This is a genomic window from Rhizobium sp. BK379 (genome assembly GCF_014193955.1).
Classification (GTDB): Bacteria; Pseudomonadota; Alphaproteobacteria; order Rhizobiales; family Rhizobiaceae; genus Rhizobium.
The window spans coordinates 267,405-293,276 of the sequence record NZ_JACIAD010000008.1 but is presented as its reverse complement, the minus strand read 5'-3'; the positions used below and the strand labels follow the sequence as shown (position 1 = coordinate 293,276).

At 59.9% G+C, this 25,872-nt stretch carries 28 protein-coding genes; 14 read left to right on the top strand and 14 right to left on the bottom strand.

The window, feature by feature from the left end; all coding sequences use genetic code 11:
• Nucleotides 1-2 precede the first annotated feature (2 nt).
• From FHT93_RS29510 to FHT93_RS29495, 4 genes are all read right to left on the bottom strand, one after another.
• Nucleotides 3-932, bottom strand: a complete 930-nt coding sequence (locus FHT93_RS29510) for a rhodanese-related sulfurtransferase (RefSeq protein ID WP_183850786.1) — start codon at nucleotides 930-932, stop codon at nucleotides 3-5.
• Nucleotides 933-1,007: 75 nt separating this feature from the next.
• On the bottom strand, nucleotides 1,008-1,481 hold the full coding sequence (locus tag FHT93_RS29505; protein WP_183850784.1) for a VOC family protein: 474 nt from the start codon (nucleotides 1,479-1,481) through the stop codon (nucleotides 1,008-1,010).
• Nucleotides 1,482-1,554: 73 nt separating this feature from the next.
• On the bottom strand, nucleotides 1,555-2,463 hold the full coding sequence (locus FHT93_RS29500; RefSeq protein WP_183850782.1) for a CHAD domain-containing protein: 909 nt from the start codon (nucleotides 2,461-2,463) through the stop codon (nucleotides 1,555-1,557).
• Nucleotides 2,441-2,929 carry a CYTH domain-containing protein gene (locus FHT93_RS29495; RefSeq protein ID WP_037103413.1) on the bottom strand — a complete coding sequence of 163 codons (489 nt, stop codon included), beginning with the start codon at nucleotides 2,927-2,929 and terminating at the stop codon, nucleotides 2,441-2,443. Before FHT93_RS29495 ends, FHT93_RS29500 begins: the two co-directional genes overlap by 23 nt.
• A gap of 151 nt (nucleotides 2,930-3,080) precedes the next feature.
• Here FHT93_RS29495 and FHT93_RS29490 point away from each other — a divergent pair, with 151 nt between their 5' ends.
• From FHT93_RS29490 to FHT93_RS29480, 3 genes are all read left to right on the top strand, one after another.
• Entirely contained in the window at nucleotides 3,081-3,719 is a 639-nt protein-coding gene (locus FHT93_RS29490; RefSeq protein WP_183850780.1) for a 2-dehydro-3-deoxy-phosphogluconate aldolase, read from the top strand.
• Between the two features lie 131 nt (nucleotides 3,720-3,850).
• Nucleotides 3,851-4,570, top strand: coding sequence for a tellurite resistance TerB family protein (locus FHT93_RS29485; RefSeq protein WP_113117239.1), 720 nt, complete (start codon nucleotides 3,851-3,853; stop codon nucleotides 4,568-4,570).
• A gap of 105 nt (nucleotides 4,571-4,675) precedes the next feature.
• Nucleotides 4,676-4,882 carry a hypothetical protein gene (locus tag FHT93_RS29480; RefSeq protein ID WP_112544486.1) on the top strand — a complete coding sequence of 69 codons (207 nt, stop codon included), beginning with the start codon at nucleotides 4,676-4,678 and terminating at the stop codon, nucleotides 4,880-4,882.
• Nucleotides 4,883-4,884: 2 nt separating this feature from the next.
• On the opposite strand, the gene FHT93_RS29475 is transcribed toward FHT93_RS29480, so the two are convergent.
• The 3 genes from FHT93_RS29475 to FHT93_RS29465 all read right to left on the bottom strand — a co-directional run bounded on the left by FHT93_RS29475 (nucleotide 4,885) and on the right by FHT93_RS29465 (nucleotide 7,585).
• Nucleotides 4,885-5,955, bottom strand: coding sequence for a nickel/cobalt transporter (locus FHT93_RS29475; RefSeq protein ID WP_113117240.1), 1,071 nt, complete (start codon nucleotides 5,953-5,955; stop codon nucleotides 4,885-4,887).
• Entirely contained in the window at nucleotides 5,949-6,590 is a 642-nt protein-coding gene (locus FHT93_RS29470) for a DUF1007 family protein (protein ID WP_112544268.1), read from the bottom strand. The genes FHT93_RS29475 and FHT93_RS29470 overlap by 7 nt, the downstream gene beginning before the upstream one ends.
• A 101-nt stretch (nucleotides 6,591-6,691) precedes the next feature.
• The gene (locus FHT93_RS29465) at nucleotides 6,692-7,585 is read right to left on the bottom strand and encodes a LysR family transcriptional regulator (protein WP_112544266.1); all 894 of its coding nucleotides are present in this window, start codon (nucleotides 7,583-7,585) and stop codon (nucleotides 6,692-6,694) included.
• Between the two features lie 531 nt (nucleotides 7,586-8,116).
• Between FHT93_RS29465 and odc2 the strand changes: the two genes are divergently transcribed.
• Both odc2 and FHT93_RS29455 read left to right on the top strand, forming a co-directional pair.
• Nucleotides 8,117-9,250: an ornithine/lysine decarboxylase gene (odc2, locus tag FHT93_RS29460; protein WP_112544264.1), complete on the top strand. Its 1,134-nt coding sequence runs from the start codon at nucleotides 8,117-8,119 to the stop codon at nucleotides 9,248-9,250.
• Nucleotides 9,251-9,346: 96 nt separating this feature from the next.
• On the top strand, nucleotides 9,347-9,937 hold the full coding sequence (locus FHT93_RS29455; protein ID WP_183850778.1) for an N-acetyltransferase: 591 nt from the start codon (nucleotides 9,347-9,349) through the stop codon (nucleotides 9,935-9,937).
• A gap of 57 nt (nucleotides 9,938-9,994) precedes the next feature.
• Here FHT93_RS29455 and FHT93_RS29450 read toward each other — a convergent pair whose 3' ends face one another.
• Entirely contained in the window at nucleotides 9,995-10,960 is a 966-nt protein-coding gene (locus FHT93_RS29450) for an NAD-dependent epimerase/dehydratase family protein (RefSeq protein ID WP_183850776.1), read from the bottom strand.
• A gap of 288 nt (nucleotides 10,961-11,248) precedes the next feature.
• Between FHT93_RS29450 and FHT93_RS29445 the strand changes: the two genes are divergently transcribed.
• Nucleotides 11,249-12,406, top strand: a complete 1,158-nt coding sequence (locus tag FHT93_RS29445; RefSeq protein ID WP_183850774.1) for a GGDEF domain-containing protein — start codon at nucleotides 11,249-11,251, stop codon at nucleotides 12,404-12,406.
• A gap of 14 nt (nucleotides 12,407-12,420) precedes the next feature.
• Here the strand turns inward: FHT93_RS29445 and cysE are convergent, their stop codons facing one another.
• From cysE to FHT93_RS29420, 5 genes are all read right to left on the bottom strand, one after another.
• Complete coding sequence (cysE, locus tag FHT93_RS29440; protein ID WP_183850772.1) at nucleotides 12,421-13,233, bottom strand: serine O-acetyltransferase; 813 nt, start codon at nucleotides 13,231-13,233, stop codon at nucleotides 12,421-12,423.
• Nucleotides 13,234-13,273: 40 nt separating this feature from the next.
• Entirely contained in the window at nucleotides 13,274-13,705 is a 432-nt protein-coding gene (locus tag FHT93_RS29435; protein ID WP_183850896.1) for a GNAT family N-acetyltransferase, read from the bottom strand.
• A gap of 56 nt (nucleotides 13,706-13,761) precedes the next feature.
• Nucleotides 13,762-14,754, bottom strand: coding sequence for a WD40 repeat domain-containing protein (locus FHT93_RS29430; RefSeq protein WP_183850770.1), 993 nt, complete (start codon nucleotides 14,752-14,754; stop codon nucleotides 13,762-13,764).
• A complete protein-coding gene (locus tag FHT93_RS29425; RefSeq protein WP_113211906.1) occupies nucleotides 14,754-15,833 on the bottom strand; it encodes a GTP-binding protein in 1,080 nt (359 codons plus the stop codon). The genes FHT93_RS29430 and FHT93_RS29425 overlap by 1 nt, the downstream gene beginning before the upstream one ends.
• A 142-nt stretch (nucleotides 15,834-15,975) precedes the next feature.
• A complete protein-coding gene (locus FHT93_RS29420) occupies nucleotides 15,976-16,767 on the bottom strand; it encodes a creatininase family protein (protein WP_183850768.1) in 792 nt (263 codons plus the stop codon).
• A gap of 83 nt (nucleotides 16,768-16,850) precedes the next feature.
• On the opposite strand from FHT93_RS29420, the gene FHT93_RS29415 reads away from it, so the two are divergent.
• The 4 genes from FHT93_RS29415 to FHT93_RS29400 all read left to right on the top strand — a co-directional run bounded on the left by FHT93_RS29415 (nucleotide 16,851) and on the right by FHT93_RS29400 (nucleotide 20,777).
• Entirely contained in the window at nucleotides 16,851-17,360 is a 510-nt protein-coding gene (locus FHT93_RS29415) for a MarR family transcriptional regulator (RefSeq protein ID WP_112544251.1), read from the top strand.
• A gap of 119 nt (nucleotides 17,361-17,479) precedes the next feature.
• On the top strand, nucleotides 17,480-18,502 hold the full coding sequence (locus FHT93_RS29410; RefSeq protein ID WP_112544249.1) for a LacI family DNA-binding transcriptional regulator: 1,023 nt from the start codon (nucleotides 17,480-17,482) through the stop codon (nucleotides 18,500-18,502).
• 24 nt (nucleotides 18,503-18,526) lie between these two features.
• Nucleotides 18,527-19,483: a 2-hydroxyacid dehydrogenase gene (locus FHT93_RS29405; protein WP_183850767.1), complete on the top strand. Its 957-nt coding sequence runs from the start codon at nucleotides 18,527-18,529 to the stop codon at nucleotides 19,481-19,483.
• 262 nt (nucleotides 19,484-19,745) lie between these two features.
• Nucleotides 19,746-20,777: an aldo/keto reductase gene (locus FHT93_RS29400; protein WP_113015479.1), complete on the top strand. Its 1,032-nt coding sequence runs from the start codon at nucleotides 19,746-19,748 to the stop codon at nucleotides 20,775-20,777.
• Nucleotides 20,778-20,831: 54 nt separating this feature from the next.
• Here the strand turns inward: FHT93_RS29400 and FHT93_RS29395 are convergent, their stop codons facing one another.
• A complete protein-coding gene (locus tag FHT93_RS29395) occupies nucleotides 20,832-21,611 on the bottom strand; it encodes a gamma-glutamyl-gamma-aminobutyrate hydrolase family protein (protein WP_183850765.1) in 780 nt (259 codons plus the stop codon).
• A gap of 333 nt (nucleotides 21,612-21,944) precedes the next feature.
• On the opposite strand from FHT93_RS29395, the gene FHT93_RS29390 reads away from it, so the two are divergent.
• From FHT93_RS29390 to FHT93_RS29375, 4 genes are read left to right on the top strand one after another with little or no spacing between them, the layout of a single operon-like run.
• Nucleotides 21,945-23,111: a toxic anion resistance protein gene (locus tag FHT93_RS29390; protein WP_183850763.1), complete on the top strand. Its 1,167-nt coding sequence runs from the start codon at nucleotides 21,945-21,947 to the stop codon at nucleotides 23,109-23,111.
• A 23-nt stretch (nucleotides 23,112-23,134) separates the two neighbouring features.
• On the top strand, nucleotides 23,135-23,842 hold the full coding sequence (locus FHT93_RS29385; protein ID WP_007817429.1) for a TerD family protein: 708 nt from the start codon (nucleotides 23,135-23,137) through the stop codon (nucleotides 23,840-23,842).
• 13 nt (nucleotides 23,843-23,855) lie between these two features.
• On the top strand, nucleotides 23,856-24,893 hold the full coding sequence (locus FHT93_RS29380) for a hypothetical protein (RefSeq protein WP_183850756.1): 1,038 nt from the start codon (nucleotides 23,856-23,858) through the stop codon (nucleotides 24,891-24,893).
• Nucleotides 24,890-25,669, top strand: coding sequence for a VWA domain-containing protein (locus tag FHT93_RS29375; protein ID WP_113117250.1), 780 nt, complete (start codon nucleotides 24,890-24,892; stop codon nucleotides 25,667-25,669). The genes FHT93_RS29380 and FHT93_RS29375 overlap by 4 nt, the downstream gene beginning before the upstream one ends.
• The last annotated feature ends 203 nt before the right edge of the window (nucleotides 25,670-25,872 follow it).

Genomic DNA, 25,872 nt, shown 5'->3' with positions numbered 1-25,872 from the left:
CGTTAAGTACCTATGTGCTTCTGTCCGCGCTTCTTGGCGAGTGCGATCTGGTGCTGGCGCTGACGATAGCGCAGGCGGTCTTCTTCGCTGCGGCTGTGATAGCAATTGCTGCAGGAAACGCCTTCCTCGTAATGGGGCGAGGTGACTTCTTCTGCCGTGATCGGGTTGCGGCAGGCATGGCAAAGCTTGTGTTCGCCTTGCTTCAGGCCATGCTCGACTGAAACCCGCTCGTCGAAAACGAAGCAGGCACCATCCCAGAGGCTTTCTTCCTGTGGCACTTCCTCCAGATATTTCAGGATGCCGCCCTTGAGGTGATAGACTTCTTCGAAGCCCTGTTCCTTCATGAAGGCCGTTGCCTTCTCGCAGCGGATGCCGCCGGTGCAATACATGGCGATCTTCGGCTTGTTATGGAGGCCGGGATTATTGCGCACCCAATCCGGAAACTCGCGGAAGGTCTTGGTCTTGGGGTCCACGGCGCCGCGGAAGACGCCGATTGCCGTCTCGTAGTCGTTGCGGGTGTCGATGACGATCGTATCGGGATCGGAGATCAGCGCGTTCCAATCAACGGGATTGATATAGGTTCCGACCACCTTATTGGGATCGATATTCTCGACGCCCATGGTGACGATTTCCTTTTTCAGCTTCACCTTCATCCGCAGGAAAGGCATTTTCGAAGCATGGCTTTCCTTGTGCTCGAGCACGGAAAATTCCGGCTGGGCACGCAGGAAAGCGAGCACGCTCCGAATGCCGGCATCCGGCCCTGCAATCGTCCCGTTGATGCCTTCATGGGCGAGGAGCAGCGTGCCCTTGACGCCATTCTCTTCACAGAGCGCCTGTAGCGGCGGCTGCAGGCTTTCGTAACGCGGCAGCGAGACGAAATGGTAAAGTGCTGCCACTAGGAACGGGCTTGTCTGGATCGCATTGTCGGTCATGCGCGTGGAAATACAGAATATGCCGGGCCTGCGCAATGATATTACGCAAGTCCGCTGCCGTGTCGCCATAGTCTGTCAGCGCGCTTTCCATTTGGTATAGGAGCGCATGCCGAAAGCGGCATCCGGCTCGTCATCGAGCACGCTCAGGAATTCGATGGAGTGTCCGTCGGGATCGTTGAAATAGAGTGACAATGCCGGCATCCAACCGATGACGATCGGTTCGGTGATTGGCTCCCCGTGAAAGCCGTGTGGCGTCAGGCCCTTGCCGATCAGCAGCGCCGGCGCCTGCATCATTTCTTCCTGCGACAGGCGGAAGGCCAAGTGCAAGCGCATCTTCAAGGGGCCGGTGCCAGTTTCCCAGAGGCCGAGCATGGCGTTCCTCTTGCCGTTCACCCAGAAGAAGGCAATGCGGCGCTCGGGAAATTCGGCGGCGAACTCCAGGCCCAGAATATCGCGATAGAAAGCAATGGAAGTCTTCAGATCGGCGACGGTGAGATGGGTTTCGTAGATGCCCTGGATTTGCGGTTTCGTGGCCTTGTCAGCAGACATATCGTCCTCAGAGGTTGATTGACCGACTGAGGCTAGGATCTCAACCAATGTTGAGGTCAACAGGCGAAATGCATCAATTGCGGATCGATACCCAGAGGATCTCGAGACGCTGCGCTTCGTCATCGGGATCATCGCCGTAGAGCGTTTCGGCGCTGAGCAACGTTTCGCGCCGATCCTCCTGCTGACGGAATATGATGGCATCCAGCAGATGGGCGAGATCGTCGTTGCGGGTGAAGAGCTGCGGCTCTGCCTCAACGAGACCCGAAAGTACGGAGAGATCGTTGATGTGTCCGAGCCGTTCGACGAGGTCCTTGGCGAAGTCGCGTTTGGCCTTCATCGCACTCGGCCAGAGATCGCGCAGAAGCGCGTGGTAGAGGCGATAGTCGTAGGTGCGCTTGCGCAGTTCGTGAAAGTCATCGGCTGTCGCATCTTCATGACAGGCATCCAGCGCTTTTCTGGCGCGCGACGCCGTCCGGCGCCAGCTCTTTGCCAGCATTCGGGCATTCTTGCGATGGCTCTTGTCGAAGGTGATATCATCGAGTGCCGCGATCGCTTCCCGTAAAGCGTCGGCAGCGTCGTGCAGCCGTTGGTCGAGGCCGCTCTCAGCCTCCGCCATCCAGTCGCGCCGGGCCTCCAGGATAGAAACGATGCGACCGAGCGCCTCGGCTTCTTCCAGGTTGCGGGCATTGTCCTGCAGGTAACGCGCGGTATCGACGATCGCTGCGGCATCGCGGATGGTGGAGAGCGACCTGGCAGTGTCCCTCAACCGCGCGTTCTCTCGCTTCTGGAAATCCGGCACGTCACAGGACACGAGGCGATAGAGCGAACGCAGTCGCTTGATGTTCTTACGAAAAGCGTGAATCGCCTCATGGGCGCCTTCCGGCTGTTCTTGCAGAACGGTGATGGCACGCGTGAGTTGCTCCTCGGCCGCGCTTCGGAACTCGTCGGTAAAATCGGCCTCAGGCCGTATGCGATAGCCCATGCCTGTCGTGCTCGAATTCTGTAGCAAGCGCCTGATTGGAATAGCGGAAGTCGCCCGTCACTTCGCGGCCGAGCCAGGCGGGCAGGGGAGGATTGTCAGTTTCGGCCTGCATCTCGACTTCGGCGATGACCAGGCCGCGATGGGCGCCGCCAAAGACATCGACTTCCCAGACGAAACCTTCATAGGGGACGCGGTAACGCGTCTTTTCGATGACGATGCCGATGGCGTTTTCCAGCAGTTCCTCGGCGTCGGAGACGGGGATTTCATACTCGAATTCGTCGCGGGTGAGGGTGCTGCGGCCGATCTTCATCGTCAGCCGCGCAGTCTTCTCGTCAAGGATGCGAATTCGTACGGAGCGGTCGTCCATCGAGGCGACGTAGCCCTGCTTCAGGACCGATTTGGACTCGACAGCGGAGCGCCATGCTTCGCCGCGTACGAGGAACTTCCGTTCGATCTCTTTCGCCATACGAATGAACCTTTTGTGACGGTCGGGGTACGCTACCCCAATTTATAGTGATTTAATACCCGTCTTGTCGCACGGGCTGGTTTTATCTCGACAAGCCCTTGTGAGGGCGCTATTCGAAAGCCGATCTCAATCGTTTAAGGGAACCGTGGCCATGGGCGAGAAGACAGAGAAACTCCTTTCTATTCTGAAACTCCAGCCCGTCGTTCCGGTTCTGATCGTCGATGACGCCAAGTCGGCCGTGTCGCTTGCCCGCGCACTCGTTGCAGGTGGTCTCAAGGCCATCGAGATCACCATGCGCACCCCGGCTGCTCTCGATGCCGTGCGCGCGGTCGCCGCTGAAGTGGAAGGTGCTGAAGTCGGCGCCGGCACGATCCTCAATGCTGCTCACTGGGAAGCCGCGGTACAGGCTGGCTCCAAGTTCATCGTCAGCCCAGGCACGACCCAGGAGCTTCTGGATGCCGCAGCCGATTCACCGGTGCCGTTGCTGCCGGGCGCTGCGACAGCAAGCGAAGTCATGGCTTTGCGCGAAGAAGGCTATCAGGTGCTGAAGTTCTTCCCGGCCGAGCAGGCCGGCGGTGCTGCCTATCTGAAGGCGCTGTCGTCGCCGCTCGCCGGCACGTACTTTTGCCCGACCGGCGGTATCTCGCTCAAGAATGCCAATGACTATCTGTCGCTGCCGAACGTCATCTGCGTTGGCGGTTCATGGGTCGCGCCGAAGGAACTGGTTGCTGCTGGCGACTGGGCAGGCATTACCAAGCTTGCTTCCGAAGCTTTTGCGCTGAAGGGCTGAGTTCTCGAGGCCGTCCGGTTTTGAAAGCTTGCAGGTTTTGAACGAGGGTGGCCATGCCGCCCTCGTTTGTATTTCGGCAGTCGCAAACCTATGTTCTCCTCCAGCCTCTAAAATAGGGAGAAGCAGAGGACATGTTCGACGCGAAGAAACTACTCGACCAGTTTCTGGGATCGCAAATCCCGGGTGTGGGCGGCAGCGTACGCGACCGTGCCGGCGACGCGATCCAGGTGGCGAAGGATAATCCATTAAAGACCGGTGCGCTTGCCGCTGTGCTTCTCGGTACCAAGACCGGCCGCAGTATCGCAGGCAATGCCGTTACCATCGGCGGTCTCGCAGCCATTGCGGGCCTCGGCTATCAGGCTTGGAAGAACTATCAGGCAGGGCAGGCGCCTGCAGCACCCTCCGATGCGCCGACGGCAAACAATCCCGTTCTCTTGCCTCCGCCTGCAGAATCCGGCTTCGGTAAGGCCTCACCAGCGACCAGCAATGAGTTCGTGCTCGTCCTCATCCGCGCCATGATCGCTGCCGCCAAGGCCGACGGTCATATCGACGATGCGGAACGCGTCCTCATCATGGACAAGGTCAAGGCCGCCGACGTCAGCGGCGAGGCGGCGAGCTTCATCGAACGTGAGCTTTCGGAGCCGACCGATATCGATGCGCTTGTCGCTGCGGCGGTGACGGAGGAGCAGAAAGTCGAGCTCTACACCGCCTCGCGCCTGACGATCGAGCCGGATTCACGGGCCGAACGCGGCTATCTCGATCTGCTTGCGGGCCGGCTTGGCCTGCCCGATCAGCTGGTCGATCACATCGAAGCGACGGTTTCATCTGCCAAGGTCACTCTCTCGCAGTGATCCCGGGAGCTCGCAGCAATCTGCGGGTCCGGTGACGTCAGGGCCGGTTGCCTTTGCGAGGCGGCTGGCCTATCCACTCCCGGACAAGAGGAGTGACCCATGGCCATGAGCCCGGAAAGCCGTTCGCAGGCGATTGCAGCCGCTATCATTCTGGTTTCTGCGGGGCTGGTGATCTATTTCCTGCCGACCATCGTGCTGTGGATCGGCAGTTTTTCGCCGATATTGGCAGTCATCGTCGGCGTCTGCCTGCTAATGTGTTTCTTCGGCATATTCTGGCTGCGGGCACGCTACCAGCGCAGCAGAAAGCCGTGAGACTATCCCTGCAGGGAGGCTCCGAGCAACAATATACCCATCAGGATCACAAGAAGCGCGCCTGCTATCTCGATCGTATTGCCGATCCAGATTGAGGCGGACGAACCACGGCCGGAGAGGCGTACGGCCGTGCTCTTGGCCGTCACGGCGAGCGTGGCAAGAATCGCAACGGTAATGGCGGTGCCAAGCGACATAGCGACGACCGAGAGCACGCCGCCAAGATAAAGCCCGTTCAACAGCGAGAAGGTCATGACCAGCAATGCGCCGGAGCAGGGGCGTAAGCCCACGGCGATAACGGCAGACCACGCCTCACGGGCGCTGAACTTGTCGCCGCTGACCAGCGAGGGGTCGGGCAGGTGCGAATTGCCGCAGGTCTCGCAGACCATGCCCGGCACGTAGGTATGGCCTGGGTCCACGGCCTGCGCCTTCCCGTTGAAGCTGAAACTGGCGCTCTGGCGTTCGCTCGCATTGTCCTTCCAGTCCAGCATCATGCTGACGGGCCCCGCCGGCGTTGCCATGAGCCGGCGACGCGGCAGTTGGCCAGCCATCGAGCGTAGCTTGCGGAAAAGCAGCCAGCAGCCAAAAAGGATGACCATCACGAAGCTTGCGATTTCCATGGCCTGTGTTGCCATGGTCAGCGTGATGCCGGTGCCGCGCAGCACCAGCCACGCGGCTCCGACGAGTGCGACGGCCATGACGCCCTGGACGAAGGCTGAGATGAAGGAAATGACGACGCCACGTCGAAGCTCGACTTCGTTGGCGATCATGTAGGATGAGATGACCGCCTTGCCGTGGCCCGGGCCGGCGGCATGAAACACGCCATAGGCGAAAGAAAGACCGATCAGCGAGGATAGTTGCCAGGGGTCTTCGCGCATGGCTTTCAGTGCGCCGGTCAGCGCGCGATAGAAGGCTTGCTGCTCGTAGTTCACGTACAGGAAAAGAGGTGCCAGCGGCCCGCCTGTCGGCTGGAAGCTCGGCTCCGCCGTGCCGATGCCAAGCGGTGATTGCGCATGGGCGGCAGTGGCCACGACGGCGAGCGCAAGCAGGGCAAGGGGCAGGCGCTTTATCAGCATGTGACCTCCAGCCGTGTGGCGAAGAGCTTCGACATATTGGTGCCGGTTGGATCGTTGAAGAAAGCGTCGGTCAGCGACTGCTTGTTTTCCGAAATTACCTCGTCTGCGTCCGGGCGCACGACCGCGTGTTTGCAGGTCTTGAAGCCGTCGCCGACCACGGCGAGTTCGTTGTCGGTCGGGAAGTCGATCGAGGTATAGAGCGTCGGATCATAGACGCCGAAAGTCAGCTTGCCTTTCAGCGGCATCTTCTCCACCGGTTTGACGGCGAAGAACATCAGCAGCTGCCCTTCCTTGTAGTCGACATGGATGATTTCGGGCTTTTCGACTTTTATGTTTTTCCCATCGATCGTCAGGTTCATGTAATAGTCGTAATCCGCAAGCGAATCCCGAACGGTCTTGCCCACTTCGGCAAGCTCGTTCGGCTCCAGCTTCAGATCGGTATTCTTGTCGAAGTCCATGACGACGGAGGAGGAGAAGACCTCGTCGAAGCGCCAGACGTTGCGCAACTCCTGAATGCTGCCGTCAGGGGCTGCGACAACCTCGAGCCTTGCTTCCACGAAAATATGCGGATGGGCGAAGGCGGTGGCGGGGGCCAGTGACAAAAGCCCAGCCGTCAATAGTGTCGATCGTTTCATGCTGCCCCGCTGCCCTGTTCGGTTGGGGTGATTTTCTCACCAGAAAATGGGACGGAATTGGGACCGGACCTGCGACGCTTGGGCACGTCCATCCACTGAGGTCAGGGATGTTTCTTGAACCAGTTAGAGAGGTAGTCGACGAAGATCCTGACCTTTGCCGGCAGATAGCGCCGGTGGGGATAGACGGCATAGATGCCACGGTCAGTCGGAATATAGTCATTGAACAAGGTCACCAGCCTGCCGTCCTCGATCGGTTTGCGAGCGATGAAGTCTGGAATCAGCGCAATACCGATCCCCGACAGCGCGGCGCGCAATGTCGCGTGCGGGCTGTTGACTTCCATCGGGCCGGAAACTGCGACCGCAAAGGAGGTGCTGTCGGGATTGTAGAAGCGGATGCTTGCCTGGTTGCGGGAATTGGTATCGACGATGAAGGGCACGTTGGAGATATCGCTCGGGTGCTCGATGTTTGGGTAGCGTTCGAGGAATTCCGGGGTGGCGCAGATATGGACGCGGAAATCGGAGATCTTGCGGGCAATCATACCCGAATCTTCGAGTTTGGTGACGCGGACGGCGACGTCGAAGCCTTCCTCGATCAGGTCGACGAAACGGTCGTCGGCGGCGATCTCCAGTTGCAGGTTCGGATTCTCCTTGGCGAAATCGATCAGGGACTGTCCGACATCGGCATCGACGAAAGTGCGTGGCACGGAAACCTTGAGGCGCCCCTTCAGCTGCGCGTTGTTCTCGCGCACGAGATCAGCGAGGTTGTCGATCTCCTTCAGGATGTCGGAAGCGGTGCGATAATAGGTATGGCCGGCCTCGGTCATGGAGAATTGCCGGGTGGTGCGATTGAGCAGAAGCGCGCCGAGCTCATCCTCCAGTTCACGCACGTATTTCGAGAGCAGCGCCTTGGAGCGCCCGGTACGACGCGCCGCGGCGGAAAAGCCTTCTGCTTCAACAACATCGATGAAGGCACGTATGCGGGTCAGGGTGTCCATGGGCGGTCCTCCAAATCTGTTGAATGAGGTTGAACAAATTGTCCTTCATCGTTCAATTATCTTTTTTGGGCCGCAGGGCAAAATTTCTCTTGATTGTGAAGGCGAATATTCTTATTTCCCACTCAGCCCAAAGTCGCACGTGCCCATGGGTGTCCGCCGAACCCTCGAATTGGTGAGGAAATCGGTAAGGTACCTGGAATTAACCCCTCCAGTCGCTATTCCGGCCAACCGGAAAATGCGAGGACGCCTGAAGCAACGACGGTGCGGGCCTTTTTGTTCTCTCCCTGCTTTCCATCAGCGGGGGTTACTGAAGAGGCACACCTTCATTGCCGGAAGTGCGGCAGGGATATTCCCTCCAATCCATGGCAGACAAAGCCGAACCCATACCGCATTCGCGGCGTTGGTTCACTATCTGCGCATCAAGCGCCGCCAAGGATCCGGGGTCTCCACCGGCTGGTTCCTGAGCGGTTCTTGCATGCCCTTTGTCCTCCGGTTGACGCCGGAGCTCTGGAATTGGAAGAGGGAATCGATATGACCACCCAGCGCATCCGCGACTTTCTCGCAACCCGACGTCCCGACGGTCCCTGCCTCGTGGTTGACCTCGACGTCGTCAAAGACAATTTCCACGCCTTCCGTCACGCCATGCCGGACAGCGCGATCTATTACGCCGTCAAGGCAAACCCGGCTCCGGAAGTCCTGAAGCTGCTCGCAGGCCTCGGCTCCAACTTCGATTGCGCGTCCGTCGCGGAAATCGAAATGGCGCTCGAAGCCGGTGCGACTGCAGCCCGTATCTCCTACGGCAACACGATCAAGAAGGAACGCGACGTTGCCCGTGCGCATGCACTCGGCGTCAGCCTCTTCGCAGTCGACAGCCATGAAGAAGTCGAGAAGATTTCCCGTGCTGCTCCCGGTGCTCGTGTGTTCTGCCGCGTCCTGACGGATGGCGAAGGTGCCGAATGGCCGCTGTCGCGCAAGTTCGGCTGCGTTCCGCAGATGGCCGTCGACGTTCTCGTCTACGCTCATCAGCTCGGCCTGCAGTCCTACGGCGTCTCGTTCCATGTCGGTTCGCAGATGACCAAGGTCGATGCCTGGGATTCGGCTCTGGCCGATGCCAAGCGCGTCTTCGTCCAGCTTGCCAAGCAGGGTATCCACCTGCAGATGGTCAACATGGGCGGCGGCTTCCCGACCAAGTACCTGCGCGACGTTCCGTCGGCAGAAGCTTACGGCAAGTCGATCTACCAGGCGCTGCGCACGCATTTCGGCAACCAGATCCCGCAGACGATCATCGAGCCGGGCCGTGGCATGGTCGGCAATGCAGGCGTGATCAAGGCTGAAGTCGTTCTGATTTCGAAGAAGTCTGACAATGACGACGCTCGCTGGGTCTTCCTCGACATCGGCAAGTTCGGCGGTCTCGCCGAAACCATGGACGAGGCCATCCGCTACCCGATTCGCACCGAGCGTGACGGCGACGAGATGGAGCCCTGCGTGATCGCCGGCCCGACCTGCGACTCGGCCGACGTGCTGTACGAAAAGAACCTCTATCCGCTGCCAATGTCTCTGACGATCGGCGACGAGGTTCTGATCGAAGGCACCGGCGCTTACACGACGACCTACTCGGCGGTCGCTTTCAACGGCTTCGAGCCGCTGAAGGCCTACGTCATCTAAGGTCTTGTTTCCGCCAGCCCCGTGACCAGCCGGGGCGGCAAATTCACAATTCTCCGAAGTCACCGCTGATAACGGTATTGGGTACGGGAGGCCAAGATGGCCGCTGTTCTTGATTCTGTCCGCGCATTCTTTGCGCCTGTTACTTTCACCATCGACGTGGAAAATCCGTCCGACGTCGTCGCTCGCGAAACCCTGCTCGATCGCGTCATGGGTCCGGACCGCCGCAAGAAGTCGTCGGAAGCGATCCGCCGCAACCGCGTGCCGGCCGAAGGCCTGGCGCTCGTCGCCCGCGATCGCGACGGCCGTGTGATCGGCACGGTTCGTCTGTGGAATGTTGAGGCCGGTATCAACCAGGAAGGCTCGGCCCTCGACGCACTGCTGCTCGGCCCGCTCGCGGTCGACGGCAAGCATGGCGGCAAGGGCATCGGCTCGGCGCTGATGCGCGCAGCACTTCTCGAAGCAAAGAACCGTGGTCACGGCGCAGTCCTGCTCGTCGGCGATGCGGAATATTACGAGCGTTTCGGCTTTTCCGCCGAGAAGGCTCGTCACCTCGTCATGCCCGGCCCCTTCGAACGCTCGCGCTTTCTGGCGCTTGAGCTCGTCGAGGGCTGGCTTGGCGGCGCAGCCGGTATGATCGTCCCGTCGGGGCGCATGCTGGCCAGTGCACCGGTCAGGAAGGCGGCCTGACCGGCAAGCCCCTCCCATCTCCGGGAGGGGCTTTTTTGTTTCAGGCGTTCTGATCGCTCAGGGAGCCTTTGCGTCGACCCTGCCATTGTCGATCAGCCAGCGGACAGCTTCCTGCACCGCTTGCAGCGAGCTGTGCCGCGGCGTGAATCCGAGTAGCCGGCGGGCTTTTTCCATCGAGCAGTTGGGGCTGCGGGCAATATGTTCCCAGGTGGCTTTCGCCTCTTCCGGGTACTGTCTTTCCGCCCAGGCTTCGTAAGGGAGGAACTCCAGCCTGGCTTCCTTGCCGAACCAGGCGGCCATGGCTTCGGCATAACCGCGCAGCGTTACCGCTTTTTCCGAAACTGCATGGAATGCCTCGCCGAATGCGGCCTGCGGTTTTGCGATGGCCGCCATGAAGAGTTCGGCAATGTCGTCGGCATGGACGTGATGCACGGTTTCCATGCCGAAATTTGGCAGAGCCAGTATTTCGCCGCGCGCCAGCGTCGCGAAAACGTCGGGATTGAAATGACCTGCCGGGTTCAGCGGGTTCCAGCCAGGGCCGACAATATGGCCCGGATGGATAAGGGTTACAGGGAAATTTCTCTCCCGCGCCATCCCGAGCAGATAGGATTCGATCGCGGCTTTATTCACGCCATAGTCACCAAAAGGCTTCTTCGGCGCCTCCTCCGGGGTCGGCACGACTGTGGAGAAACCGTGCGTCCATATCGTACCCGTATGAAGAAAATGGCTGACATGGCCTTCGAGGGCAGTCACGAGCTGTTTGTTGCTGTCAGGCGTGAAGCAGATCATGTCGATGACGATCTCGCCTCCCAGCGCACGAACCTCGTGGCCGAAGCGGCCCTCCGCCTCGAGCGCCGCACGATCCATGCGCCTGATATCGACACGGTTCCACGCGTCGCTCGCCTTGTAGGGCGTGGCCGCGCCCCGGCTGATCGCCACTACCTCATGACCGGCTTCGACAAGGCGGGGCACGAGATAGGTGCCGACATGTCCTGTTGCTCCGATGACGACGACGCGTGCCATATTGTCTCCTCCAGATGTGCGTTTTGGCTTGTGCTGCACTATGTCGTGCCGCTTTGAGGGACTGCAAGTGGCCAGTGCATGGATCGTGAAGTTTCCCGTCCGTGTGAATCGCTGAGCGGGCCATCGGCGTGCAATGGCTGCTGCACAGCCTGACGGTGCAGATCACCGGCATGGTGTACACCGCCTGACGCAAAAAACTGCCGGTCGCTAAATTTTTAGCGAAGCGTCCAATCAAACTGCAAATCGCTTCTTGTAGGGTTCGCGGCGTGGGACTTCGGGACAGGCTCGATGCTGCTGGATCTGCGGACAATTTATTTCATCGTTGCGGTGAGCTGCGTTGTTCTGAGCGCGCTCCAGTTCGCCGCCTATGCGACCGGCCGTTTCGAACGCTGGCCGCTGTGGTGGGGCGCCAGCAACCTGCTCGTCGGCATCGGCTCCTTCCTCGTCGCGCTGCGCAATCTCGTTCCCTATTATGTCTCCATCGATGCGGGCAACGTGCTGACCATCGTTGGCTACATGCTGATGTTCTTTGCTGTCCGCGCCTTTGCGGGACATCCGATCGACCGGCGCTATTCCTGGATCGTGATCGTCTTCGGCAGCCTGCCGGTAGCCCTCTTTATCAGCGATCCGGCGGCGATATCCGAGCGCCTGCTCTATGTTTCGGTAATCTGCTGTCTTTGCGACCTCACCATCGTCAGGGAGGCAGCAGGTATCGCCCGCCGTGAGAAACTCTATTCGGCTGCTATTCTTTGCGGACTTTATGTTGCGACTGCAGCCATCTTCGCGGTTCGTAGTTTTCTGGCCGCCACCGGTGATATCGGTGGGCCGGACCCATTCGGGGGCAGTGTCATCCATAGCTGGATGGCAGTATCGGCCGTGGCCTTCATCATGCTGCGCAGTATGGCCATGGTGCTGATGGCGGCCGAGCGGAGCCGTAATCAGCTCATCGAGCTTGCTCATCACGATCCGCTCACCGGGACGCTCAACCGCAGCGGCCTTGCCCAGCATGTGCCGTCGCTTGCCAGTGAGCCGGTCTCATTGCTCATCATCGATGTCGACAATTTCAAGCAGTTGAACGACCGGCACGGTCACGCCGCCGGTGACGAGGTCTTGCGGCTTTTCGCGAACGTGTCGAAGGCCATCCTGCGGTCAGCCGATCTGCTTGCGCGACAGGGTGGGGATGAGTTCCTGGCAGTGCTGCGGAATGTCGATCGGGACGAGGCAGTCGCAATTGCCAATCGCATCCGTCTTTCCTTCGCGGCAACGGTGATGCAGCTGCCGGATCTTGCGATCTTTCCGACGCTCAGCATTGGTGTTGCGACGCGCTGCGAAAACACCGTGGATTTCGAGCGACTGACGCAAATGGCGGATGAGGCGCTCTATCGCTCGAAGCGCGAGGGTCGCAACCGGGTCGAAGTGTCAAGCGAAAGCCAGCAAGCTGCTTAAACTCGGTCGGCGTGTCAGATGTTCTGGTCCATGGTCTCGGCCGGGATCTCATCATTGCGATGGATGCGCACGACGACAGCCGGAACGCCTGCGACCGTGCAATGGGCCGGCACCGGCTTCAGCACGACACTGCCGGCCGCGATCTTGCTGAAGGCACCGATCTCGATATTGCCGAGGATTTTTGCACCAGCGCCGATCATGACGCCATGCCGGATCTTCGGATGGCGGTCTCCCGTTTCCTTGCCCGTGCCACCGAGCGTGACATTCTGAAGGATCGAGACCTCGTCCTCGATGACAGCTGTTTCACCAATCACAATGCCCGAGCCGTGGTCGAGCATGATCGAGGAGCCGATCCTTGCCGCTGGATGGATATCGGGACCGAAGACCAGTGAAGCAAGGTTGGAAAGCCAGCTGGCGATCTCGAAGCGGCCATTGATCCAGAGCGCATGGGCGATGCGGTGCGTCTGCAGGGCGTGGAAGCCCTTGAGGTTCAGCAGCGCATGCAGATAGGTGGTGCAGGCCGGGTCGCGTTCGCGCACGGCCAGAAGATCTGCTTCGATGGCGGCGCGGATATCGACATGGTCCAGCAAGATGCCGTGAAACAGGCCGAAGAGATCTTCGGCGTCGACCTTCGCCACTGCAAGGCGTGCGGAGATCACGCTGGCGATGATGTCAGCGTCGCTTTCTGCACCGATGATCTGGGTTTCAAGTAAAGTCCGCAGCGTAGGTTCGCGCGCGGCGAGATCGACTGCTTCGGCACGGATTGCCGACCAGACCGACGCGAATGCGCCCAACTCTTTGGCGGCGGCGTTGTTCGAAGCTTGCATTCTCGGATCCTTGTTCCTGCAATCGGTGCGCAGCCAAGTGTCAGTTGCGGAGGCTATCAGCACTATACACTGGTTCCGGCAGGCGATGCCAATGGTAGAGCATGTCAGGCTCTCTTTCCTCGTTGCCACTGCCGTCGGTTTCCTCGACGGATGAAAAACCACGTGCTTCGTAGAAGGCGCGAGCGCGGCGATTTTGCTGGAAGGTCCAGAGGCGGACGTCGTCCATATCCCTTACTGCCAGGGAAAGAAGCCTTGTGCCAATTCCGATGCCCTGAACATCGGGCAGAACATAGAGCTGCTCGATCCAGCCATTTCCGTAGGCGATAACGCCAGCAAGCCGATCATCGATAAAGGCGCCGAGGACTGTGCATTTCATCAGCAAATTCGTTCGCCAGAAAGCTTCGTCTTCCACAGGCGTATGCAAATCCGGAAGCTGCGGCAATGCGTGCCATAGTGCGATGCGCCGCACCATGGCCGCCTGATAAGCATGTCCCGCATTCAGAGCCGCGATTTCGACCACCACGGCAATCAGTCCGCCGCGATATCCACCACGCCGCAATCACCGGCTTCGGAGGCGAAGGCAAGCAACTTGCCGTTCTTGCTCCAGCTCATGCCGGTGATGGCGCCCTTGCCGGGGCGACGCAGCAGTGCTTCCTTGCTGTCAGCGAGACGGACGGCGAGGATCATGCCGTCGATGAAACCGATGGCGAGGATATCCTCGGCCGGATGGAATTTTACCGAGGTCGCCATGATGTTGGCCCGGGTGCCGAGCTCCAGCGGCGCCTTGCCCATGGGGCCGTCCTTGCCCTGGAAAGGCCAGACGATGGCGGCCGGCGCTCCGGAGGAGGCGAGCCACTTGCCCTTGGCGGACCAGGACAGTGACTTCACCTTGGCCGGATAGCCTGTCATGCGCATATGACGGGCTTCGGTGCCGGACTTGACGTCGAGCTTCCAGCCGTGCAGCGCATTTTCCTGCATGGACGTGACGAGGAAGTTGCCGTCTGGCGAGAAGGTTACGCCGGTATGGGCGCCCTTCCATTCGAGATCGACAGGCTTGGCGTTTGTGCCCACCCAGTGCAGCGAGACGCCGTTATAGCGGGCGGCTGCAATGCGCATGCCCTTCGGCGCGAAGGCGATGCCTTCGACTGTGCGCTCTTCGGGGAATTCCTTGGTCACGCCATCGGCGAGACGTACGAGCGTACTCTTGCCGTAGGAATAGGCCACCGCACCCTGCGGGCCAGCCGCGAGCTGCGAAATCCATTTGCGCGGCGCCGACGCGATCTCGCTGACATTGCCGCCGGCATCGATGCGCAGCACCTTGCCGTCCTCGCCGCCCGAAATCAGGCTTTCGCTGTAGGGATCGCGGATCGCCGTCAGCATGCCCTGATGGGCTTCGATGACCTTGTCGCTGCCTTCGAGCCGGTGAAAGGTACCGCTGGCATTCGCAAAGAAAGGGACATCACCTAAAAATTCGACGGCCAGAACGTGGCCGTCGAGATCAAGCGGTGCAACTGTTGGCATCAGGCGGCAGCCTCGCAGGCCTTGAAGGATTCTTCGAGCTTTGCGCGATCGAGATCGCGGCCAATGAAGACGAGACGGGTCTCGTGCTTTTCACCATCCTTCCAGGGACGCTGATGGTCGCCTTCGATGATCATGTGTACGCCCTGGACGACATAACGCTCGGCGTCGTCCTTGAAAGCGATGATGCCCTTGAGACGAAGGATGTTCGGACCCTGCGTCTGGGTGATCTTCTGGATCCAAGGGAAGAAACGCTCGGGGTTCATCTCGCCGCCGCGCAGCGAAACGGACTGCACCGTCACGTCGTGGATGGCCGACATCTGGCCATGGTGATGGTGGTCATGGTCATGATCGTGATGATGATGGTCATGATCATGGTGATCGCAATCCGGGCCGCAGACATGATCGTCATGACCGTGCTCGAGGAAATGCGGATCGTTTTCCAGTGCGCGCTCGAGGTTGAAGGCGCCTTGGTCCAGGACGCGGGCGAGATCGACGCCGGAGCGGCTCGTCTTGTAGACGCGGGCGGCGGGGTTGATGGCGCGCACGATATCCTCGATCAGCGCCAGTTCCTCCGGCGTCACGAGATCGGTCTTGTTGATGATGACGACGTCGGCGAAGGCGATCTGGTCTTCGGCTTCACGGCTATCCTTGAGGCGCAGCGGCAGATGCTTGGCATCGACGAGGGCAACAACGGCGTCGAGCTCGGTTTTGGCGCGGACATCGTCATCCATGAAGAAGGTCTGGGCAACCGGCACCGGGTCGGCAAGGCCAGTTGTTTCGACGATGATGCCGTCAAAGCGGCCGGGACGGCGCATCAGGCCTTCGACGACACGGATCAGGTCGCCGCGGACGGTGCAGCACACACAGCCATTGTTCATTTCGTAGATTTCTTCGTCGGATTCGACGATCAGGTCGTTGTCGATGCCGATCTCGCCGAACTCGTTGACGATGACCGCATATTTCTTCCCGTGATTTTCGGAAAGGATGCGGTTGAGCAGCGTCGTCTTGCCCGCGCCGAGATAGCCGGTGAGCACGGTAACGGGAATGGGCTTCTGCTGTGTCTGGATCGCGTCGGTCATGAGAACCTCTAGGAATAGGGCCTTGACCCCGAGGGCAACGTCGGGGCCGGAATTGGTCGGTTTCATATAGGCGCTTGGAAGCGGCAGTTCAAAGGGTTTTGTATGTTATAAGATCACATTGCCCGGTGGGAAAGTAGGACGGTCAGCGCAGCGTCTGCGCGTCGAAGGCATCGACATCCTGCAGCAGTTCCACGAGCCCGCTGACGGCATGGGTAATCAGAGCCTCGCCCTTGGCTGCGGTCGCCTTTGCGGCATTGCCGGCCACGCCCTGCGGATTGAGATCGGACATTTTCCAGCCGAAGGCATGCGGGCCGTATGCACGCAGATGTTTGAAGCGTTCGGTAAACTCCGTCTGACGGGATGGGAAGACCGCCGCTTTGCCCATGTCCACTTTAGCGGGGTAGAGAGCCAGCATGACCGATGTTTCAATATCGCCGCCGTGGATGTCGATTGCCTTTTCGCCGGGAGAAATTACATCCTCCGGGACACCGAAGCGGGTCCAGCTGGTCGCGACCGCCAGCATGTTGAACCGCACCCGCGCTTCCGTAGCCACGATGGTCATCAGTGGCGAGTTGCCGCCGTGGGCGTTCAGCATCACGAACTTCTGGATTCCGATCGTTGAAAGCTCCTCCGCGATCTTTAGCCAGCGTTTGACGGCTGTATCGAAAGCGAGCGTCTTCGTTCCTTCAACATCCGTGTGCTCTAAGGAGTAGCCGACCGATTCGACAGGGAGTACGGTAACAGGCAGGCCGGCCGGCAGGGCGGTTTTCAGCCGGTTGACGATACCCTGCGCGATCAATGTGTCGGTTTCGAAGGGCAGATGCGGGCCGTGCTGTTCATGGGCGCCGAGCGGCAGGACCGCGATCCAGTGGTGGCGGGCCTCAGGAGCGAGCGCCGGATCATTGTCCTCGAAACGGAACGACGGAACCAACACGGGCGTTGCCTCTTGTTTATGACGAGATGATGGGCAATGTCATAGCGCAGCCTGGGCAGTGCTTAAAGATCAAAGGGATGGCAATGGGCAAGAAGCATAAGGACGGCAAGAAGCACAAGAAAAAGAAGGATCAGACCGAATACACGATCGTCGATCTTTCGCCGGCCTTGACGCAGGCTGCCCGCTCCATGCGCACGGTTCTGTCGCGCAACCTGCTCGAAAGCGGTCTCTATGCCGGCCAAGACGGCGTGATCCTTTCCCTTGCGGAAAGCGACGGGATGACCGCCGGCGGGCTTGCCCAGAAGCTTGGCGTGAAGGCACCGACCATGACGCGCACCATCGGCCGCATGGAGGCCCAAGGCTTCCTCGAGCGCAAGCCCGATGCCGAGGATGCCCGGCTCACGAAGGTCTATCTCACCGAACTCGGCCGCGGCAGCGTGCAGGCGATCGAGCTTGCCGCCTCCTCCTGCGACAAGCTGGCGACGCTCGATTTCTCCGAAAAGGAGATCCGCAATCTGGTGCGACTGCTGAAGGCGATCGATGCCAATCTGCAGGCGGAAGCCATACATGTCGACGAAGATGAGGAAGATTGAAAATTTCCTCAAAAGGCGAATTGCCTGCGCCGCTTAAATCTTTTAATTAAACTTTTTAAGGCTGCCGCTGCACTGCGGCAGCCTCTTATCGGCTTCACGCGTTGCCTGGAGGAGGAGACGTGGCGCAGAAGATCAAGCTTTCGACGATCGCCGAAACGCTCGGCATTTCAACAGCGACCGTTTCCCTGGCCTTACGTGACAGTCCCCTTGTAGCCGGCAATACGCGGGAGAAGATCAAGGAACAGGCGCGTGCGCTCGGTTACATTTACAATCGCCGTGCCGCGAGCCTGCGTACGTCGCGCTCCGGCATTATCGGCGTTGTCGTCCACGACATCATGAACCCGTTCTATGGGGAAATCCTGAAGGCGATCGAAAGCGAACTCGACCGCAGCCGCCACACTTTCATTCTCTCCAATCACTACGATTCCGTCGAGAAGCAGCGCACTTTCATCGAAACCCTGCTGCAACTCGGTGGTGACGGGGTCATCATGTCGCCGGCTATCGGCACGCCCCCCGAGGACATCCAACTCGCAGAAGAGAACGGCATGCCGGCGATCCTGGTTGCGCGTTCGATGGACAGCCAGGATGTGCCGACTTACCGCGGCGACGACAGCTACGGTATCTCGCTTGCCACCAACCACCTGATCGGTCTTGGCCACAGAACGATCGCCATGATCGGCGGCACGGACCAGACCTCGACCGGGCGTGACCGCTACCAAGGTTACGTCAATGCGCTGCGCAAGGCCGGTATCGAGGTAGACCCGAACCTGCGCATTCCTGGCCCGCGCTCGAAGCAGGGCGGTTTCGAGGCCGCGGTGCATTTCCTGTCCCTGCCGCAAAAGCCGACAGCCGCGGTCTGCTGGAACGATCTGGTCGCGATCGGACTGATGAACGGTATCGCCCGCGCCGGTCTCGTGCCCGGCAGCGATATTTCGGTCACCGGGTATGACGATCTGGAAGAGGCCTCGATCGCGACACCTGCACTGACCACTGTCTGGAACGGCCAGACAGAGGTTGGACGTCTTGCGGCTCGCGCCCTACTTGATCGACTTGCCGGCAGCCATGAACCTGACGGCATCCATCTCATCAAGCCGGAAATGCGTATCCGCCAGTCCACCAGCCCTTATCGGCCGCGTTCCTGACCGCCGAAGCCAAGAGGAAAAGCCATGTCCCGTATTGCCGTTCTCGTTCCCGGGAAGATACATGATCGCGTTCTCGCCCAGCTGAAGGATCGCTTCGAGGTGATCAGCGTCGAGCGTGACGAGACGCTGAAACTTGATGCCGGGACGGCGCAACGCATCCGCGGCGTGGCACTCAGTGGCGCCTTCCCGGCGGTATGGTTCGAGCAACTGCCGAACATTGAGATCGTCGCCAGCTTCGGCGTGGGGTATGACGGTATCGATGCGAAGCTCGCAGGTTCGAAGGGCATCATCGTCACCAATACGCCCGACGTGCTCAATGATGAGGTGGCAGACACGGCAATTGCGCTTCTGCTCAACACCATACGCGAACTGCCGAAGGCTGAAGCCTGGTTGCGGGACGGCAACTGGAAGCCGGGCTCTGCCTATCCGCTGACGCGCTATTCGTTGAAAGGCCGGCATGTCGGGCTCTATGGCCTGGGCCGCATCGGCCTTGAGATCGCAAAGCGGCTGGAACCCTTCAAGGTAAAGATCAGCTACCACACGCGCTCGCGTCATGCCGATGCGCCCTATGATTATCACCCGACGCTGAAGGGGCTTGCGGAAGCTGTCGATACGCTGGTCGCGATCGTGCCGAAGACACCGCAGACGCATAAGACGGTCAATGCAGACATCCTTTCCGCGCTTGGACCTGACGGCATCGTCGTCAATGTCGGCCGCGGCTGGACGGTGAATGAGGATGATCTGATCGCGGCGCTGAATGCAGGCACGATCGGTGGCGCCGGTCTTGACGTCTTCTATGACGAGCCGAATGTGCCGGCCGGTCTGCTTTCTGCGCCGAACACGGTGCTGGTGCCGCATATCGGCTCGGCATCCATCCCAACGCGCAATGCCATGGCGGATCTGGTGGCGGAAAACCTTATTTCCTGGTTCGAGCAGGGCAAGCCGGTGACGCCGGTCGCTGAAACGCCGGTCAAGCAATAGGCCTCTACGCACTCCTTTCGTGAAGGCGAAGGGAGTGTTTTCGCTTATTCCTATTTTGCCCTTGGTCTTTTTCCAGTTTCGTACTTGGTCAGCGGGGAAGGATTGGCTATGGTTAGCCCCGGCCGCGTCATTCCCAGCGACCGCGATTATCATCGGCGGCATCTCGCCGTCTCAAGCACACACATAGCGATTTGATCGGGGAGCGTCTGCTCCGCCCGGCGCATTTTGCCGCCGGCAGCCGGCACTTCTGAAGGAGGCAGAAATGGATTATCGCAAGCTCGGTCCCAGCGGGGCCATCGTCACCGCATATTGCCTGGGTACCATGACGTTCGGGAAGGAGTCCGATGAGGCAGCTTCCTTCAAGATCCTCGACGATTACTTCGCCTGGGGCGGCAATTTCATCGACACGGCAGACGTCTACAGCGCGGGTGCATCGGAGGAGATCATCGGCCGCTGGCTCAAGGCCCGCCCCACACAGGCACGGCAGGCTGTCATCGCCACAAAGGGCCGCTTCCCGATGGGCGACGGGCCGAACGATATCGGCCTTTCACGTCGCCACCTCAATCAGGCGCTGAACGACTCGCTGCGCCGTCTCGGTGTCGAGCACATCGATCTCTACCAGATGCATGCGTGGGATGCGCTGACACCGATCGAGGAAACCCTTCGCTTCCTCGACGATGCCGTCCGTGCCGGCAAGATCGGCTACTACGGTTTCTCCAACTACGTTGGCTGGCACATTGCCAAGGCCTCTGAAGTCGCCAAGGCACAGGGTTACACGCGCCCGGTGACCCTGCAGCCCCAATATAACCTGCTGATGCGCGACATCGAACTCGAGATCGTCGATGCTTGCCAGGATGCCGGCATGGGCCTTTTGCCCTGGTCGCCGCTTGGTGGCGGCTGGCTGACCGGCAAATACCGGCGCGACGAGATGCCAACGGGTGCGACGCGCCTCGGCGAAAATCCCAATCGCGGCGGCGAGGCCTATGCGGCCCGCAATGCCCAGGAACGGACCTGGGATATTATCGTGACGGTCGAGGAGATCGCCAAGACGCGGGGCGTCAGCATGGCGCAGGTTGCGCTTTCGTGGGTCGCGGCGCGTCCGGCCGTGACCTCGGTCATTCTCGGCGCCCGCACATCAGAACAGCTCGCCGACAATCTCGGCGCTGCGGAATTGGTGCTTTCGGCTGAAGAGACGACCAGGCTCAACGAGATCAGTGCGCCGACGCCGGGGCAATATCCCTATGGCGTCAACGGTACCAACCAGCGTCACCGCAAGATCGAAGGCGGTCGCTGAGCCTATAGACTGGAAGAAGAAAGGCCGTCGGAAAGATCCGGCGGCCTTTTCGTTTCAGGCGATTGCCTGCGCCGGCCGTGACGGCAGCTTGCCGGCCCCATAATCTCTGACAGCGTCGCCGAATGCCGTGAAGATCCTGTTGGACGGTTTGTCGGTTTCGGCCCAGTATTCCGGGTGCCATTGCACACCGACGGCGAAAGCCTTGGCGTCGATGACGGAGACTGCTTCTATGGTCCCGTCCTCTGCCGTGGCTTCGACCTGCAGTCGGGGCGCGGTCTTGGCAATAGCCTGGCGATGCAATGAGTTCACGCGGATTTCGCCGGCGCCAATGATGCCAGCGATGCATGAACCCTCCTTGACGAAGACACTCTGGCGGATCGCATACATGCCGTCGCGGTCGGTCACATCGGGCTTGCGATGATCCCATATGCCGGGCTGTTCCTGAATTTCGCTGGCGAGCGAGCCACCCAGCGCAACATTAAGTTCCTGAATGCCGCGGCAGATCGCCAGAAGCGGGATGGCGCGGTCGATTGCGCGGCGGATCAGCGGCAGGCTCGTTGCGTCACGGGCCGGGTCAAATGGGCCATCGGCATCGGTGGCTTCGATGCCGTAGAGCGAGGGATGCACATTGCTGGCCGAGCCGGAAACCAGTACGCCGTCGACACGATCCAGAATTGCGTCCGTATCATAACCTTCCTCGAAGGCCGGGATGATGAAGGCCATCACACCGGCAGCATTCAGCGCTGCGCGCAGATACTGATGCTGGGCGGCATGCCACGTCGCGCCATCTAGACTGCGGATATCGGCAGGAATCGCAACGATCGGTTTCGTCATTTTCGCCCCGGAGAAATTATAATGGACGTTTCTGCGGCCAGAATGGCCAGCAAGTCAACGTTTGGATGCAGGCGGTGGCCAAATTGCGGCGGCGGGAATGTCCAGCGCTTGTTCGGATCTGGCTAAGTAATTGAATATAAAGTTTTCTGGTTTCTTCAAGTTTCAGGTGCGACGATTTTTGGAATGTCTGCAAACACATCCGATATTCTGAGAGATCGTGTTGCCGAGTGTCATCCCTTGAATTACATTCCAGCCGATTTATGCAACCTGTGTTCGTAACTTTCGCGCGACCTCTTGGGTCGTATCGGAAAGGGGACTAAGAGGACTGACGCCATGTCGGAACCGAAGACGACGGCACTCGAGACGAAAACTGACCTGATGCCCTCGGTCGCGGCGGGTGGCCCGCCCGCTATCGTCACGGTCGTTCTTCCACCGGAAAAGGCAGGCGATGTCAGTAATCTGGCAGAACGTTATCGGTTGGCAACTGCAGAGCCGCATACGCTGATCACTTTCGGCCAGGAGGCGATCGGCAGCTTCGGCGCCAAGCTTGATACGATCCTCTCGCAGATTACCAACGCCCAGTCGCCCGTGCTTTTCGAACTCTTCCGAACGATCAGGGAAGGTGTGAAAGATGCGGATCTGAAGGAGCTCGAAGCAAGCATCCGGGAGAAGTTGAAGGGCGGCTTCTTCGAACGCCTGCTGATGGCGATCGGCCTCGGTGATCCTGCCAAACGGCTGAAGACGGTGACGGACGAAGTGCGCGGCATGCTGCAGAGCAAGGCCAAGTCGCTCGGCGATCTCATCAAGCCGATGGAAGCACAGATCGACGAGGAGAGCGGCAAGCTTATCCTCGAAGTGTCGCGCATGAGCACGCTGGCAGAAGGATATCGCGATACCATCGTGTCACTCGGCGTTTTTGTCGAGGCGGGCCGACATATCCTCGCAGACGCAATGCGGGAGCTCGAACGGCTGAAGCAGGAGGCCGTCTCCGGGGATCCGCTGAAGGTTCAGGAAGCCCGCGACTTCTCGCAGAAGCTCGACATCTTCCAGAACCGTGTGCTCGTTCTCGAAACGGCTTATGCCAAGGCGCCGACGGATCTCGACTCGATCGGCATTGCGCGGGGTGCGGCCTTGGCGACCCTTGCGGATACCGTCACTTCCGCCAATGCCGAGTTCAACGATATCAAGTCGATCCTCATCAGGCTGCACGCGCTTTTCCAGATGCAGTCGATTCAGCAGATCAATGCCATGCGGCGCGAATTGCGCGCTTCGTTGCAGCAATACGGCTCGCAAGTGCTCGAAGATGTTTCGGTCAATGCCGTCAAGGCGGCCGGTGAAACCCGGCTTGCCGATGCCGATCTCGTGCTCGGGACCGCGCAGCGACTGCGAGCAATCGCCGACAAGGTCGTCGCCGAAGGCGAACGCAACAAGGAGCGCTATGCCGCCGCCCGCACCAAGCTTGAACAAGCACGCCAGATCGTGACTGCCCGCCCGATCTGAGATCTCAGGAGAAAGACAAGCGCATGGCAACCTTCAATCTCAACAAAGGTCAGTCGTTCCAGATCCAGAAGGAGATCCAGCTCGTTCATTCCGGACTGGTCTGGGATCCGCCGGAAGGTTCCGGCCCGGCCTTCGATCTCGACGTGCATTGTTTCGCGCTGGTTCATCCCGGCGGCGATTCCAACAGGGCACGGCTCTATAATGATGGGTCGCATGCGCTGTGCTACGCGTTCGTGCGCAGCTCCAGCAATCCCGAAGGCTCGCTTTCCAAGAATGCAGATGGATCCTTCCAGACGGATGACGGCTCGATGTGGCACGAGCGCGACGACCGCACCGGACGCGGCGCTCTCACGAAGCCGGAGCCTGATGACGATGATGGTGACGAAGACCATCATGGCGGGGGCCATCACGACGAGGGTTTTCGCGAGGAGTTCAAGATTGTGCTGGCGAAGTTGCCGCGCGAAATCTCCGAACTCGCCGTCTGGGCAACGATCCATGACGCCGCGCGCAAGAAGCAGGATTTCGGCAAGGTCAAGAACGCCTATATCGAAGTCTGTGATGCGATGGACGACGAACTTTGCCGCTATCAGCTGACGGCGGAATTTGCCGGCAAGACGACGATCCAGGTCGCATCCTTCCTGAAGCAGGCGGATGGATCCTGGAAATTCTATGCCGTCGGCGCGGGATCGAACGCGGGTCTCGGCGACGTCATCCAGGCCTATCTCGGCTGAGCGGAGGCTCTGCTTGACCAGCGGCAAGGCAGATGAACCGCCGGAGAAAAAGCCGGGCGGATCACCCAGGGTGCTTTTTCCGGAAAGCGCCGCGCCCGAGCCTGTTGCCGATCAGAAGGGCGGGAGCCGGCAGCCGAAAGTGCTGTTCGGTGCGCCCCGAGCCCCGACACCCAAGGGCGACCGCCCTCGGGTTCTTGCCGCGGGAGAGATCAGGCGCCGCATCTCCTGCAGCGTGGCTGAGCTTCAGGACATGGATGCGAGCGTAACGGAGGCGGCTGCGAAAGCGGCGTTGCGGATCGTCGACAGCATCAATCTCGACGATCATTATTTCGATGACGTTGTTCGTTTCGGTGCTTTTCTGCAGACCGAGCATGGCAGGCTGGCGGACGGCGAACTCAAGATCGTCAGCAGTGACGTCTTGGCGCGGGGACGGCAGCTCTCCGCCGACCTGCTGCAGCGCCTGACGGAACTCGATCCTGACAGGGTATTTGCGGTCCGTGGCGGTTTTCTCGACACTGTCAAAGCTCTCGCGGCGCCCCGTGACCCGGCAGGCCTCTTTTCGCGCCTCTATCCGGAGGTGCGAAAATCGGTGGCGGAGCTCGATGCGCTTGCGCCCGACATCGTTGCCGTTGCCAATCAGGTGCGCGCTGTCGGCAAGGCCTATAAGACGCTCGCGAACAATCTTGCTGCGCATATTCTTGCCGGTCGATTCCTCGTCCATCACATCGGCAGCCTTCAACTGCCCGAGCGCGAGCGGCAGGCTCATTATGCCTCGCAGGCTGAAGCCCTGGAAACGCGGACATCAAGCCTTTCAGCGACGAAAGCGACCGTCGAGATGAGCATCTGGACCGTTGCAGCGGTCTCGCAGGAAATCGACGCGCTCGCCCGCGCAGCGGAGGGATTGCTGCAGGAAGACCTGCCGGCCTGGCATGCTGCCTACTCCGCGGCGCTGACAGCTCAATCGGCGGAGCTGGCAAGCACACGCACGCCGCTTCGCAATCTTCACACCCGGATACTTGGCAAATTCAAACTGGAGAGGAACAGGCCGTGACGACATTCAAATTGCAGAAACCGGAGGAAGAGGTTCGCCGTGTCGGTTTCGTTTTGCAGAAGCAGGGCATTCACGAGCGCATACCGGCGCAGGTCGGCATCAACATCGACGTCTCTGGCTCCATGAGCGAGCTTTTCAAATCCGGCGCTGTGCAGGCCGCGCTGGAGCGCATTCTTCCCGTTGCTCTGTATTTCGACGATGACGGGCGTATCGATACCTGGGTGTTTTCCAACAGGCAGAACATGGCGTCTCTGACGCCGGCCACGGCCAAGAATTACGACGGTTACGTTCAGCGTGAAATCGTCGCCAACAAAGAACTGGAGTCGATCCTGTGGGGCGGCACGGACTACGGTCCAGTCATCCGGTCGAATCTGATGACCTATGGTCTGATGGAAGAAGAATGGGCAGGCGGCCTGCTGGGCATGATCTTCGGCATGCGGCGTGATGCCTTCGGTGAAGAAACGCGATCAGGCACGCCGGCAATCAACTATTTCCTGACGGACGGGGAAAATGCCGACCGGGACGCTGCCTGGGAATTGCTGCAGAAGGCCGAACGGGCTGAATCGCAGATCTACTACGTGATGGTCGGTATCGGCGATGAGAAGTTCGAATTCCTGCGCAACGCCGCCGAGCATTTCCCGAATGTCGGCTTCGTCAGCGTCCGGGACCTCGGAAAATTTGTCGGCAGCGACGATGCCTACGAAAAACTGCTTCCGGCCGAACTCTGCACATGGCTGAAACATGAGCATGACGATGAGGATGACGATCATCATTGACCGTTTGCCCTGAAGGCAAGCTCGGTCGCTTCATCGCGTAAGCGGCCGGCAGGATGCAGCTAAGCCGCTGATTTCGATGGATGTGTGGCTTGCGCCACAGAAGTGTCGTGATCCCAAAGACTAATAGACTAAAGCTTGAAACGCTTCTTCCGCCATGCTTAGCTTTGCCATTACTGCGGGTAGGGGTGAGGATTGACCACGCA